This window comes from Klebsiella sp. P1954, from assembly GCF_018199955.1.
Taxonomy (GTDB): domain Bacteria; phylum Pseudomonadota; class Gammaproteobacteria; order Enterobacterales; family Enterobacteriaceae; genus Klebsiella; species Klebsiella pneumoniae.
Map to the genome: position 1 here is coordinate 2,685,991 of NZ_CP073373.1, position 14,832 is coordinate 2,700,822.

The window sequence follows — 14,832 nt, forward strand, 5'->3', positions numbered from 1 at the left end:
GGGTTAACCTCAATAAAGAGACAAGGCGCTCACAGAGCGCCTTGTTTGTTGTAAGGAAAGATGACGACTAGTCCGCATCATAGCCCAGATTAGGCGCTAACCAGCGCTCAACCTCCGCCGGCGTCATTCCTTTACGCAGCGCGTAATCTTCGACCTGATCGCGCTGGATCTGCGCCACGGCGAAGTACTTGCTATCCGGATGGCTGAAGTACCAGCCGGAAACCGATGCGCCCGGCCACATGGCGAACGATTCGGTGAGTTTCATGCCGGTATGGGCTTCGACGTCCAGTAGCTGCCAGATGGTCCCCTTTTCGGTATGCTCCGGGCAGGCCGGATAACCGGGCGCCGGGCGGATCCCCTGGTAATTTTCGCGGATCAGCTCTTCATTGCTGAGGTTCTCATTGGCCGCATAGCCCCAGTAAACCTTACGCACTTTCTCATGCAGATACTCGGCAAAGGCCTCCGCCAGGCGATCGGCGATGGCTTTAATCATGATCTTGTTATAGTCATCATGCTGCGCTTCATAGGCGTCCGCCAGCGCGTCCTCTTCCAGGCCGCCGGTCACGGCGAAGGCGCCGATGTAGTCCGCCTTGCCGCTCAGCTTCGGCGCGACAAAATCGGCGAGGCAGTAGTTGGCGAAGCCAACCTTCTCCGTCTGCTGGCGCAGATGATGGCTCACCGTCAGCACGTGGGTGCGGGTTTCATCGCGATAGATTTCAATATCGTCGCCCACGCGGTTGGCCGGGAACAGACCCACCACGCCGCGCGGGTTCAGGGTTTTCTCTGCGCTCAGCTTATCCAGCAGCTCGTTAGCATCTTTGAACAGGCGCTGCGCCTCTTCCCCTACCACTTCATCTTCCAGAATGCGCGGATATTTACCCGCCAGCGACCAGGTCATGAAGAACGGCGTCCAGTCGATGTAGTTGCGCAGAGTCTCGATACTGGCTTCCACCGTCTGTACTCCCAGACGATGAGCCACCGGCGGCGTGTAGCTCTCCCAGTCAAAGGCCAGATCGTTTTCCCGCGCGGCGGCAAGGGTCACCGGCGGCGTACGCGGTTTTTTACGCCCATGCTGGATACGCACCGTTTCATACTCTTTGCGCGTGCGGGCGACAAACTCGTCGCGCTGCGTGTCCGAGAGCAGCGCAGACACCACGCCGACGGTGCGAGAGGCGTTCTGTACGTAAACGGTCGGGCCGCTGTAGTTCTGCTCGATTTTCACCGCCGTATGCGCTTTCGAGGTGGTCGCGCCGCCTATCAGCAGCGGGATGGTAAAGCCCTGGCGCTCCATCTCTTTCGCCACGTTAACCATCTCGTCCAGCGATGGGGTAATCAGCCCGGAAAGACCAATTAGATCCGCGTTTACCTCTTTGGCCGTTTTGAGAATTTTATCCGCCGGGACCATCACGCCAAGATCGATGATTTCGTAGTTATTGCACTGCAGCACCACGCCGACGATGTTTTTGCCAATGTCATGAACGTCGCCTTTTACCGTGGCAATCACCATTTTGCCGTTACTGGAGCCCTGCTCTTTACTGGCTTCAATAAACGGCTCAAGGTAGGCCACCGCCTGTTTCATTACACGGGCGGATTTCACCACCTGCGGCAGGAACATTTTGCCTTCGCCGAACAGATCGCCGACCACGTTCATGCCGTCCATCAGCGGCCCTTCAATGACCTCAATCGGGCGGGCGGCCTGCTGACGCGCTTCTTCGGTGTCCTGTTCGATAAATTCGGTAATGCCCTTAACCAGCGAATATTCGAGGCGTTTTTTCACTTCCCAGGTGCGCCACTCCGCCTGCTGGGCATTCGCGCCGTCGTCCGCTTTGCTGCCGCGATATTTTTCCGCCAGCTCAAGTAACCGTTCGGTACTGTCATCGCGGCGGTTGAGGATCACGTCTTCGACCGCGTCGCGCAGCTCGCCCGGGAGGTCATCATAGATGGCCAGCTGACCGGCGTTGACGATCCCCATGTCCATGCCGTTGCGGATCGCGTAGTAGAGGAATACGGCGTGGATCGCCTCACGTACCGGGTCATTACCGCGGAAGGAGAAGGAGACGTTGGAGACCCCGCCGGAGATTAGCGCATGCGGCAGCTCGCGTTTGATGTCTTCGCAGGCGCCGATAAAGTCCTGTGCGTAGTTGTTATGCTCTTCGATACCGGTGGCGACGGCAAAGATATTGGGGTCGAAGATAATATCTTCCGGCGGGAAGCCGACCTCTTCGGTGAGGATTTTGTAGGCGCGACGGCAAATCTCAATTTTACGTTCGCGGGTGTCGGCCTGACCAACCTCGTCGAAGGCCATCACCACCACCGCGGCGCCGTAGCGGCGAACCAGTTTCGCATGGTGGATAAAGGATTCGACGCCCTCTTTCATCGAAATCGAGTTAACGATGCCTTTGCCCTGAATACATTTCAGGCCCTTTTCAATGACTTCCCACTTGGAGGAGTCAATCATGATCGGCACGCGGGCAATGTCCGGCTCGCCGGCAATCAGGTTAAGGAAACGCACCATCGCCGCTTCCGCGTCGAGCATCCCCTCGTCCATGTTGATATCGATAATCTGCGCGCCGCTTTCCACCTGCTGACGCGCAACGTCCAGCGCTTCGCTGTACTTCTCTTCTTTAATCAGCCGCTTAAATTTCGCCGAGCCGGTGACGTTAGTTCGTTCACCGACGTTAACGAACAGGCTATCGTCGCCGATATTCAACGGCTCCAGGCCGGCGAGGCGGCAGGCCACCGCAATTTCCGGCAACTGACGCGGCGGCAGGCCCGCTACCGCCCGGCTCATGGCGGCGATATGCTCCGGGGTGGTACCGCAGCAGCCGCCAACGATATTGAGGAAACCGGCTTCCGCCCATTCGCGAATTTGCGTCGCCATGGTGTCGGCGTCCAGATCGTATTCGCCGAAGGCGTTGGGCAGGCCGGCGTTCGGGTGCGCAGTGACGTAGCATTCGGCAATGCGCGACAGCTCCTGGACGTACTGCCGCAGCTCGTCCGGCCCGAGGGCGCAGTTCAGACCAAACGATAAGGCTTCGGCGTGACGCAGCGAGTTATAAAAGGCTTCGGTGGTCTGTCCGGAAAGCGTGCGGCCGGAGGCATCGGTAATGGTCCCGGAGATCATCAGCGGCAGGTCAACGCCTAACGCCTCCAGCTCCTCTTTCACCGCATAGATAGCCGCTTTAGCGTTCAGGGTGTCAAACACCGTTTCAATCAGGATCAGATCCACGCCACCTTCCACCAGCGCCCGGGTGGATTCGCGATAGGCGGCCACCAGCTGGTCAAAGGTAATATTACGGAACGCCGGATCGTTCACATCAGGCGAAATAGAAGCGGTGCGGTTGGTCGGGCCAAGCACGCCCGCGACATAGCGCGGTTTTTCCGGCGTGCGGGCCGTCCAGGCGTCGGCGCTGGCGCGGGCCAGCTTCGCCGCGGCAAAGTTGATCTCGGCCGACAGGGATTCCATCTGGTAATCCGCCATCGCGATGGTCGTCGAGTTAAAGGTGTTGGTCTCAACGATATCCGCGCCGGCCTCGAAATAGGCGTCGTGGATCTCGCGGATCACTTCGGGTTTGCTGAGCACCAGCAGGTCGTTGTTGCCTTTCAGGTCGCACGGCCAGTCAGCAAAGCGCTCACCGCGAAAGTCCTGCTCACTCAGACGATAGCCCTGGATCATGGTGCCCATGCCCCCATCCAGAACCAGAATACGTTCTTTTAACTGCTGATGCAGTTGCTCAACTTTGCTGCTCACACTTGCTCCCGACAACGCTCGACTCAGGCCAAATAGCCAACAAACCATACTGGCATAAACCACCGGAGCGGAAAAGACAACAACGGGCAATATGAGACATGTTCAGCTTCACTCCTCCGATGAGTCCGGTTGTGATTGCATTATTGCCAAATAAAACGAAAATTATTTCCACGATACAGAAAAAGGAGTTCGCGATGGCCACTACCCCCATTCCCGCGAAACGCGGCAGAAAACCCGCGGCTGCCACTGCCCAGCAGGCTGGCGGTCAGGTTCAGTCGCTGACCCGCGGCCTGAAATTACTCGAATGGATTGCCGAGTCCCACAGCAGCGTCGCGCTGACCGAACTGGCGCAGCAGGCGGGTCTGCCCAACTCCACGACTCACCGTCTGCTGACCACCATGCAACAGCTGGGCTTCGTCCGCCAGGTTGGCGAGCTGGGTCACTGGGCCGTAGGGGCGCATGCTTTCGTGGTCGGCAGCAGCTTTCTACAAAGCCGCAATCTGCTGGCCATTGTCCACCCGATCCTGCGCCAGCTGATGGAAGATTCCGGTGAAACGGTGAATCTGGCGGTGCTCGACCAGAGCGACCACCAGGCGATCATTATCGATCAGGTGCAGTGCACCCAGCTGATGCGGATGTCGGCGCCAATCGGCGGTAAACTGCCGATGCACGCTTCCGGCGCCGGGAAGGCGTTTCTCGCGCAGCTGAGCGAAGAGCAGGTCACCAGTCTGCTGCACCGTAAAGGGCTGCATGCCTATACGCATGCCACGCTGGTCTCCCCGCTGCATCTGAAGGAAGATTTAGCCCAGACCCGCAAGCGGGGGTACTCTTTCGATGATGAGGAGCACGCGCTCGGCCTGCGCTGCGTCGCCGCCTGCATTTACGATGAACATCGCGAACCGTTCGCGGCAATCTCCATCTCAGGCCCCATCTCGCGTATGACCGATGATCGGGTGACTGAGCTGGGCGCGCTGGTGATCAAGGCGGCGAAGGAAGTGACGCTGGCGTATGGCGGGGTTAAATAAAAAAATGCCCCAGAGGAGCATTTTAAGTAGGCCTGATAAGCGTAGCGCCATCAGGCAGATCGGCGCACCTTGCCGGATGGCGGCGTAAACGCCTTATCCGGCCTACTGTCGGCGCCATAGCGCACGCTAAAACGCTGCTTGCGCCGGTAGGCGTAGACATCTTCCACATGGCCGTTTTTAATCCGCATCTGCAGTGCGCGCCAGTAGTCGGCGCGCAGCAGGTCGGCATGCATCTCTTCAAACAGTGGCCCAATGCGCGGGTCGGCGCACAGCCAGTGGCGGAACTCCTCCGGAAACACATCGCCAGGCGAAACGCTGTACCACGGCTCGCTGGCCAGCTCATCCTCCGGATAGCGCGGCGGCGGGATCTCGCGAAAATTCACTTCCGTCATATAGCAGATTTCATCATAGTCGTAGAACACCACCCGGCCATGGCGGGTGACGCCGAAGTTTTTAAATAACATATCGCCGGGAAAGATGTTGGCGGCGGCCAGCTGGCGGATAGCATTGCCATACTCTTCTACCGCATCACGCAATGCCTGGCCGTTAACCTGCTCCAGCCACAGGTTGAGCGGCACCATTCGCCGTTCAATATAGAGATGGCTGATGACGATGCGGTCGCCGAGATCGGTGAGTTTGTTCCCCGCTTCCGCCTGCAGCAGCGCCAGCAGCGCCGGCGCGATTTGCCGTTTATCCAGCACGAAATTTTCAAACTCCTGGGTGTCCGCCATCCGCCCGACGCGGTCATGCTCCTTTACCAGCTGATAGCAAGCCCGCACATGGGCGGCGGTCATCTCTTTCTGCGGCGCGAAGCGGTCCTTGATCACCTTAAACACCCGGTCAAAGCCCGGCAGGGTAAACACCAGCATCACCATCCCGCGAATACCCGGCGCTTCAATAAACTGCTCATCGCAGCGAGTAATGTAGTGTAGATATTCGCGATAGCTTTCGGTTTTGGCGTGCTTCTGACAGCCAATCGCCATGTACAGCTCGGCCGTCGTTTTACCCGGCAAGATCTCGCGCAGCCATTCCACCAGGGCGCCGGGCAACGGCGCATAAACCATAAAATAGGAACGCGCGAAGCCAAAAACGATACTCGCTTCGGCATGGGTTGTGAGGCAGGTGTCAACAAACAGCTCACCCTCTTCGCTGCGGTGGATCGGCAGCAAAAAAGGCAGCGTCGCCATCGGCATGACCAGTTTGCCCACCAGCCAGGCGGCTTTATTGCGGTAGAACAGCTCATTGGCGACCTGCAGATGACAGGTGGCGAGCAGTTCCTCCCCCAGCGCCTCCTGCAGACTGGCAATGATATAGCCGATATCCCGCGCTTTGTTTTGCCACGGTAGCCGCAGCGGCAGATCGGACAGTACTTTACCCAGCAGGTGCGACCAACCGCGTTCCGGAAAGAAATCTTTCGCCAGCGGTCGCGGGAGGGTACGAAAGGGTCGCTCGGGCTGCGAGCTGAAAATAAAGAGCCGCTCGGGGGTCAGCGAGCGGTGGTCAAACAGGCGGCAGTAGACCGAATTGAAAAAGCTCTCAGCAATTTCAAAGCGAGGGTAATCCGGTAAAAGTTGGGTGTACTGCTGTTTCACCCGCAGAAGAAAATCGACGTCGGTGCTTTTCCCTTCGGTGATGCAGCGCAGCTGCTCTACTACCAGGCCCACGTGGTGATCGTAGAGATGGATCCGCTGCTTCATCGCCTGCTGCACGGCGTGCCAGTCAGCCTGTTCAAAGCGCTGCTGCGCGCCGGAAGTGACTTCAAGAAAACGCCCATACTGCGCGTCAAATCCCTGCAATATCGTTTGGGCAATCAGTAATTCCAGACCACGCGTCATCGCTTTCCCCCATCCGGCGCCACGTCATGCCGGATGGCGCGCTCGCTTATCCGGCCTGCGTCCTCTTGCAGGCCCGGTCAGCGTCGCGCCACCGGGCATGGCTTAAAACTGATCTTCTTCGGTCGAGCCGGTCAGCGCCGTTACCGACGAGGTACCGCCCTGGATAATGGTGGTGACCTTGTCGAAGTAGCCGGTGCCCACCTCCTGCTGATGCGAGACGAAGGTGTAGCCTTCCGGCCCGGCGGCGAATTCAGGCTGCTGCACTTTCTCAACATAGTGGCGCATCCCCTCACCCTGAGCGTAGGCATGGGCGAGGTCGAACATGTTGAACCACATGCTGTGGATCCCCGCGAGGGTAATAAACTGGTATTTGTATCCCATGTCCGACAGCTGCTGCTGGAAGCTGGCGATGGTTTTATCATCGAGATTTTTCTTCCAGTTAAACGACGGCGAGCAGTTATAGGCCAGCAGTTTGCCCGGGAAACGCGCATGGATAGCCTCGGCAAAGCGGCGCGCCTGCTCGAGATCCGGTTTCGACGTTTCACACCACACCAGATCCGCATACGGCGCGTAGGCCAGCCCGCGGCTGATCGCCTGCTCGATCCCGGCGTGGGTGCGGAAGAACCCTTCGCTGGTGCGATCCCCGGTAATAAACTCACGATCGTACGGATCGCAGTCTGAGGTAATTAAATCCGCGGCGTCGGCATCGGTACGGGCGATGACCAGCGTCGGGACCCCCATCACGTCGGCCGCCAGACGCGCCGCCACCAGCTTCTGAATCGCCTCCTGAGTCGGAACCAGCACTTTACCGCCCATATGGCCGCACTTCTTCACCGATGCCAGTTGATCTTCGAAGTGAACAGCCGCTGCACCGGCTTCAATCATCGATTTCATCAGCTCAAAGGCGTTCAGGACGCCGCCAAAACCGGCCTCCGCATCCGCCACGATCGGCAGGAAGTAGTCGATAAAGCGCGGATCGTTCGGTTCAATTCCCGCTGACCACTGGATCTGATCGGCGCGGCGGAAGGTGTTGTTGATCCGATCCACCACCGCCGGTACCGAGTTGGCCGGATACAGCGATTGATCCGGATACATGCTGGACGCCAGGTTAGCATCCGCCGCCACCTGCCAGCCGGAGAGATAAATGGCTTCGATACCCGCCTTCGCCTGCTGCAAGGCCTGGCCGCCGGTCAGCGCGCCGAGACTGTTGACGTACCCTTTTTTCGCCTCCCCGTGCAGCAGACGCCACAGTTTCGCCGCGCCAAGCTGCGCCAGCGTGCATTCCGGATTCACCGAGCCGCGTAACTTCACCACCTCTTCCGCGCTGTAGGGACGGGTAATGCCTTCCCAGCGCGGGTTCGTCCATTCTTTGTTTAATTCTTCGATTTGTTGGGTACGGGTTTTCATGTGTAGATGCTCCATATAATTTCCTGGCTCCCCAGGCTCATAGGTGAAGGACTAAATGGCGAACCACACCATCTGGCGATTAGGCCAGCAGGCGGTAGCCCGGCAATGTCAGAAAATCAATTAGCTCGTCGGAGGTGGTGATCTGCTCCATCAGTCGCGCCGCATCGTCAAAGCGGCCGTGGCTGAAGCGGTGCTCTCCCAGCTCCTCCTGAATCACCATCAGCTCTTCCGCCAGCCACTGGCGGAACAGCGCCTTAGTGACCGGGGTACCGTCGTTCAGGGTTTTCTGATGATGGATCCACTGCCAGATAGAGGTGCGCGAGATCTCGGCCGTTGCGGCGTCTTCCATCAGGCCATAAATCGGGACGCAGCCGTTGCCGGAGATCCACGCTTCGATGTACTGCACCGCCACGCGAATGTTGGCGCGCATTCCGGCTTCCGTGCGTTCGCCCTCGCAGGGAGCCAGCAGTTGTTCAGCGGTAATTGGCGCATCCTCGCTCCGGGTGACCGAGAGCTGATTCGGCTTATCGCCCAGCACGCGGTCAAACACCGCCATGGCGGTATCCGCCAGGCCCGGGTGGGCGATCCAGGTCCCATCGTGACCGTTGTTTGCCTCCAGCTCTTTATCGGCGGTGACTTTACTCAGCACCTGGCGGTTACGTTCGGTATCTTTGCTCGGGATAAACGCCGCCATACCGCCCATCGCAAACGCGCCGCGTTTGTGGCAGGTCTTAATCAACAAGCGTGAGTAGGCGCTGAGGAAGGGTTTATCCATCGTCACCACCTGCCGGTCCGGCAGTACGCGATCCGGATGGTTTTTCAGCGTCTTGATATAGCTGAAGATGTAATCCCAGCGGCCGCAGTTCAGGCCAACAATATGGTCGCGCAGCGCATGCAGGATCTCATCCATCTGGAACACCGCTGGCAGCGTCTCAATCAGCAGCGTGGCCTTGATGGTGCCGCGCGGCAGGTCAAAGCGATCTTCCGTAAAACTGAAGACATCGTTCCACCATGCCGCCTCCTGCCAGGCCTGTGTTTTTGGCAGATAGAAGTAGGGACCACTTCCTTTCGCCAGCAGCGCCGGGTAGTTATGAAAGAAATAGAGCGCAAAATCGAACAGGCTGCCGGGGATGGCCTCATTACGCCAGGTCACATGCTTTTCCGGCAGATGCAGGCCGCGCACACGGCATACCAGCACAGCGGGATTGGGCTGCAACTGATAGATTTTGCCGGCCTCGTTGGTGTAGCTGATGGTTCCGTTCACGGCATCGCGCAGGTTGATTTGACCATCAATGACTTTGCGCCAGTCAGGCGCCAGCGAATCCTCAAAGTCCGCCATAAAGACTTTGACGTTGGCATTCAGCGCGTTAATGACCATCTTGCGCTCGACGGGGCCGGTGATTTCCACGCGGCGATCCTGCAAATCAGCCGGGATACCGCGAATAGTCCAGTCGCCATTTCTAATGGAAGCAGTTTCCGAAATAAAATCCGGAAGCTGCCCGTCGTCAATAGCCTGCTGTTGCTGCAAACGCGCGGCCAGCAGCTTATTGCGCGCCGGCGTAAAGCGGCTCACCAGTTCCGTCAGAAATTCTACCGCCTCAGGCGTTAAGATCTGCTTCTCCTGCTCGCCATAGGGCTGACTAAAGGCCAGTTCATCGGTGATTGTCGCCTGCTGCGTCATTGTGCTGCTCCTCTTGGTTGATCCGCTGGAAGCGAGCGAAAGATCATTGTGCAGTTTTCGCTCAGCACAATTAAGACTACTCAATTAATTTCCAAAATCAAAAACAATTTCCATTTTAATTTTAAATTATCATTAACACATTGATAACAATGAAATTAAAGTTATCCTCATGTATGAAGTGAATTTCGGAAATAAAAAAGGCACCCGAAGGTGCCAGAGGCAAAATGCTGAAACGCTTTAGGATCGTCTCACGTAGAGTATTATTCCAGCGTCGGATTCATATGACGCAGATCGTATGGCGTAATCTGGTAGACGTAATAGTTAAGCCAGTTAGCGAACAGCAGATTGCCGTGGCTGCGCCAGGTGGCGCGCGGTTTGTTCTGCGGGTCGTTTTGTGGGAAATAATTATGAGGTATCTCAGGGTTCAAACCGGCTTCCACATCGCGGAAATATTCACTTGCCAGGGTATTGGCATCGTACTCCGGGTGGCCGGTGACAAAGGCGATGCGCTTATCTTTACTGGCAAACAAATACGCATCGCCCTCTTCCGTCTCCGCGAGGATCTCAAGATCGGTATAATCGCGGATAAGTCCGGCCGGAAAATCAGCATAGCGTGAGTGCGGGGCCAGGAAAGAGTCGTCGAAACCGCGGGTCAGTAAGGCGTGCGGATGAAGAATATGGTGTTCATAGACGCCGGAAATCTTTTCGGCGCGGGTCTGCTTGGGAATGCCGTACAGAATGTTCAGCGCGGCCTGAACCGCCCAACAGACGAACAGCGTCGAAGTGACGTGATCCTTGGCCCACTCCAGCACCTGTTTGATCTGCGGCCAGTAAGCAACATCGTTAAACTCAACCAGGCCTAAAGGAGCGCCGGTAACAATCAGGCCGTCAAAGTTCTGATCGCAGATCTCATCGAAATTACAGTAAAAGTTATTCAGATGCTCCGCAGGGGTATTACGCGACTCGCGCGCATCGATACGTAATAACTGGATATCCACCTGCAGCGGAGAGTTTGATAGCAGACGCAGGAACTGGTTTTCCGTCTCGATTTTCTTCGGCATCAGGTTGAGGATTAACACCTTCAGGGGGCGGATTTCCTGAGTCGTTGCACGTGTTGTCGTCATTACGAAGACGTTTTCATTGCGCAAGAAATTGACGGCTGGCAGCTCGTCCTGCACCCGAATTGGCATAACTGTATTACCTCATAGCATACGTATAAACGTTTAGACATCCAGATAGCTGAAGATAACCAGGAATCGGGTGAATGTCGAGTCTGCATGTTCACGGTGAGAAAATTTCACGGCGCTTGTTGAGTTAGAATATAAGAATGTAGAAAAGGAGAAAGTATGGTTATTAACATCCGCCGTTCCCGGCCTGATGAAGGGGATAAACTGACTGCGATCTGGTGTCGGTCGGTCGACGCCACGCATGATTTTCTGACAAAAGCGTATCGAAAGGAGCTGGAGGAGATGGTACGCGCATTTTTACCGGAGGCTCCGCTGTGGGTGGCGGTTAATACGGAAGACCAGCCGATCGCCTTTATGCTGCTGACCGGAGATCATATGGATGCGCTGTTCGTCGATCCGGATGTCCGCGGCTGTGGCGTGGGGAAGTTGCTGATTGAGCATGCGCTGTCGTTAACGCCGAAGCTGACGACCAATGTAAATGAGCAGAATGAACAAGCGGTCGGGTTTTATCAGAAGATGGGTTTTAGGGTGACAGGGCGCTCTGAAACGGACGATCTGGGGCAACCGTATCCGTTATTGAATTTGATGTATGAGCAGCAGGCTGAAGCAGACTACGATTGACGTCGGTAACTTTGCGGCATTGATGTCCCCTCGGCCAGCAGGTGGCCGAGGATCCGTAGCCCCGGTAAGCGCAGCGCCACCGGGGAGACATACCGGCACGCTGGCCGGACGACAGAAACGCAAAAAGCCCATCCGGCAGGATGGGCTCTTCACTTGTTTGATGCCTGGCAGTTCCCTACTCTCACATGGGGAGACCCCACACTACCATCGGCGCTACGGCGTTTCACTTCTGAGTTCGGCATGGGGTCAGGTGGGACCACCGCGCTAGTGCCGCCAGGCAAATTCTTTGTGCTCAGTACGCAATTCTTTATATTGCGTACTCAACTCTGAATCTAAGCTGAAAATTCTCTCAAATCGCCAAAACATCTTCGGCGTTGTAAGGTTAAGCCTCACGGTTCATTAGTACCGGTTAGCTCAACGCATCGCTGCGCTTACACACCCGGCCTATCAACGTCGTCGTCTTCAACGTTCCTTCAGGAGACTTAAAGTCTCAGGGAGAACTCATCTCGGGGCAAGTTTCGTGCTTAGATGCTTTCAGCACTTATCTCTTCCGCATTTAGCTACCGGGCAGTGCCATTGGCATGACAACCCGAACACCAGTGATGCGTCCACTCCGGTCCTCTCGTACTAGGAGCAGCCCCCCTCAATTCTCCAGCGCCCACGGCAGATAGGGACCGAACTGTCTCACGACGTTCTAAACCCAGCTCGCGTACCACTTTAAATGGCGAACAGCCATACCCTTGGGACCTACTTCAGCCCCAGGATGTGATGAGCCGACATCGAGGTGCCAAACACCGCCGTCGATATGAACTCTTGGGCGGTATCAGCCTGTTATCCCCGGAGTACCTTTTATCCGTTGAGCGATGGCCCTTCCATTCAGAACCACCGGATCACTATGACCTGCTTTCGCACCTGCTCGCGCCGTCACGCTCGCAGTCAAGCTAGCTTATGCCATTGCACTAACCTCCTGATGTCCGACCAGGATTAGCTAACCTTCGTGCTCCTCCGTTACGCTTTGGGAGGAGACCGCCCCAGTCAAACTACCCACCAGACACTGTCCGCAACCCCGGTAAGGGGCCAACGTTAGAACATCAAACATTAAAGGGTGGTATTTCAAGGTTGGCTCCACGCAGACTGGCGTCCACGCTTCAAAGCCTCCCACCTATCCTACACATCAAGGCTCAATGTTCAGTGTCAAGCTATAGTAAAGGTTCACGGGGTCTTTCCGTCTTGCCGCGGGTACACTGCATCTTCACAGCGAGTTCAATTTCACTGAGTCTCGGGTGGAGACAGCCTGGCCATCATTACGCCATTCGTGCAGGTCGGAACTTACCCGACAAGGAATTTCGCTACCTTAGGACCGTTATAGTTACGGCCGCCGTTTACCGGGGCTTCGATCAAGAGCTTCTCCTTACGGATAACCCCATCAATTAACCTTCCGGCACCGGGCAGGCGTCACACCGTATACGTCCACTTTCGTGTTTGCACAGTGCTGTGTTTTTAATAAACAGTTGCAGCCAGCTGGTATCTTCGACTGGTCTCAGCTCCATCCGCAGGGACTTCACCTACACACCAGCGTGCCTTCTCCCGAAGTTACGGCACCATTTTGCCTAGTTCCTTCACCCGAGTTCTCTCAAGCGCCTTGGTATTCTCTACCTGACCACCTGTGTCGGTTTGGGGTACGATTTGATGTTACCTGATGCTTAGAGGCTTTTCCTGGAAGCAGGGCATTTGTTACTTCAGCACCGTAGTGCCTCGTCATCACACCTCAGCCTTGATTATCCGGATTTGCCTGGATAACCAGCCTACATGCTTAAACCGGGACAACCGTCGCCCGGCTAACATAGCCTTCTCCGTCCCCCCTTCGCAGTAACACCAAGTACAGGAATATTAACCTGTTTCCCATCGACTACGCCTTTCGGCCTCGCCTTAGGGGTCGACTCACCCTGCCCCGATTAACGTTGGACAGGAACCCTTGGTCTTCCGGCGAGCGGGCTTTTCACCCGCTTTATCGTTACTTATGTCAGCATTCGCACTTCTGATACCTCCAGCAACCCTCACAGGTCACCTTCGCAGGCTTACAGAACGCTCCCCTACCCAACAACACATAGTGTCGCTGCCGCAGCTTCGGTGCATGGTTTAGCCCCGTTACATCTTCCGCGCAGGCCGACTCGACCAGTGAGCTATTACGCTTTCTTTAAATGATGGCTGCTTCTAAGCCAACATCCTGGCTGTCTGTGCCTTCCCACATCGTTTCCCACTTAACCATGACTTTGGGACCTTAGCTGGCGGTCTGGGTTGTTTCCCTCTTCACGACGGACGTTAGCACCCGCCGTGTGTCTCCCGTGATAACATTCTTCGGTATTCGTAGTTTGCATCGGGTTGGTAAGTCGGGATGACCCCCTAGCCGAAACAGTGCTCTACCCCCGAAGATGAATTCACGAGGCGCTACCTAAATAGCTTTCGGGGAGAACCAGCTATCTCCCGGTTTGATTGGCCTTTCACCCCCAGCCACAAGTCATCCGCTAATTTTTCAACATTAGTCGGTTCGGTCCTCCAGTTAGTGTTACCCAACCTTCAACCTGCCCATGGCTAGATCACCGGGTTTCGGGTCTATACCCTGCAACTTAACGCCCAGTTAAGACTCGGTTTCCCTGCGGCTCCCCTATACGGTTAACCTTGCTACAGAATATAAGTCGCTGACCCATTATACAAAAGGTACGCAGTCACACCCGAAGGTGCTCCCACTGCTTGTACGTACACGGTTTCAGGTTCTTTTTCACTCCCCTCGCCGGGGTTCTTTTCGCCTTTCCCTCACGGTACTGGTTCACTATCGGTCAGTCAGGAGTATTTAGCCTTGGAGGATGGTCCCCCCATATTCAGACAGGATACCACGTGTCCCGCCCTACTCTTCGAGTTCACAGCCTGTGCATTTTGGTGTACGGGACTATCACCCTGTACCGTCGGACTTTCCAGACCGTTCCACTAACACACAAGCTGATTCAGACTCTGGGCTGCTCCCCGTTCGCTCGCCGCTACTGGGGGAATCTCGGTTGATTTCTTTTCCTCGGGGTACTTAGATGTTTCAGTTCCCCCGGTTCGCCTCGTTAACCTATGTATTCAGTTAACGATAGTGCAACGAATTGCACTGGGTTTCCCCATTCGGACATCGCCGGTTATAACGGTTCATATCACCTTACCGACGCTTTTCGCAGATTAGCACGTCCTTCATCGCCTCTGACTGCCAGGGCATCCACCGTGTACGCTTAGTCGCTTAACCTCACAACCCGAAGATGTTTCACTTCTGATTGCGAAAATTTGAGAG

At 56.2% G+C, this 14,832-nt stretch carries 7 protein-coding genes and 2 rRNA genes; 2 read left to right on the forward strand and 7 right to left on the reverse strand.

Annotated features, from left to right (window positions below; genetic code table 11):
• Positions 1–67: 67 nt before the first annotated feature.
• Entirely contained in the window at positions 68–3,751 is a 3,684-nt protein-coding gene (metH, locus tag KB890_RS12890; RefSeq protein WP_004178260.1) for a methionine synthase, read from the reverse strand.
• Between the two features lie 194 nt (positions 3,752–3,945).
• Here metH and iclR point away from each other — a divergent pair, with 194 nt between their 5' ends.
• Positions 3,946–4,776, forward strand: coding sequence for a glyoxylate bypass operon transcriptional repressor IclR (gene iclR, locus KB890_RS12895; protein WP_002884578.1), 831 nt, complete (start codon positions 3,946–3,948; stop codon positions 4,774–4,776).
• Positions 4,777–4,826: 50 nt separating this feature from the next.
• Here iclR and aceK read toward each other — a convergent pair whose 3' ends face one another.
• The 4 genes from aceK to metA form a co-directional block, all read right to left on the reverse strand.
• Complete coding sequence (gene aceK, locus KB890_RS12900; RefSeq protein ID WP_002884575.1) at positions 4,827–6,611, reverse strand: bifunctional isocitrate dehydrogenase kinase/phosphatase; 1,785 nt, start codon at positions 6,609–6,611, stop codon at positions 4,827–4,829.
• A gap of 102 nt (positions 6,612–6,713) precedes the next feature.
• The gene (gene aceA / locus KB890_RS12905) at positions 6,714–8,018 is read right to left on the reverse strand and encodes an isocitrate lyase (protein WP_004192658.1); all 1,305 of its coding nucleotides are present in this window, start codon (positions 8,016–8,018) and stop codon (positions 6,714–6,716) included.
• 79 nt (positions 8,019–8,097) lie between these two features.
• Complete coding sequence (gene aceB / locus KB890_RS12910) at positions 8,098–9,699, reverse strand: malate synthase A (RefSeq protein ID WP_004178259.1); 1,602 nt, start codon at positions 9,697–9,699, stop codon at positions 8,098–8,100.
• A gap of 260 nt (positions 9,700–9,959) precedes the next feature.
• The gene (gene metA / locus KB890_RS12915) at positions 9,960–10,889 is read right to left on the reverse strand and encodes a homoserine O-acetyltransferase MetA (protein ID WP_004146576.1); all 930 of its coding nucleotides are present in this window, start codon (positions 10,887–10,889) and stop codon (positions 9,960–9,962) included.
• A 156-nt stretch (positions 10,890–11,045) separates the two neighbouring features.
• Between metA and KB890_RS12920 the strand changes: the two genes are divergently transcribed.
• On the forward strand, positions 11,046–11,507 hold the full coding sequence (locus KB890_RS12920; protein ID WP_004178258.1) for an acetyltransferase: 462 nt from the start codon (positions 11,046–11,048) through the stop codon (positions 11,505–11,507).
• Between the two features lie 162 nt (positions 11,508–11,669).
• Here KB890_RS12920 and rrf read toward each other — a convergent pair.
• Both rrf and KB890_RS12930 read right to left on the reverse strand, forming a co-directional pair.
• Positions 11,670–11,785: ribosomal RNA gene (gene rrf / locus KB890_RS12925) — 5S ribosomal RNA — on the reverse strand.
• A gap of 100 nt (positions 11,786–11,885) precedes the next feature.
• Positions 11,886–14,787: ribosomal RNA gene (locus KB890_RS12930) — 23S ribosomal RNA — on the reverse strand.
• Positions 14,788–14,832: the final 45 nt, after the last annotated feature.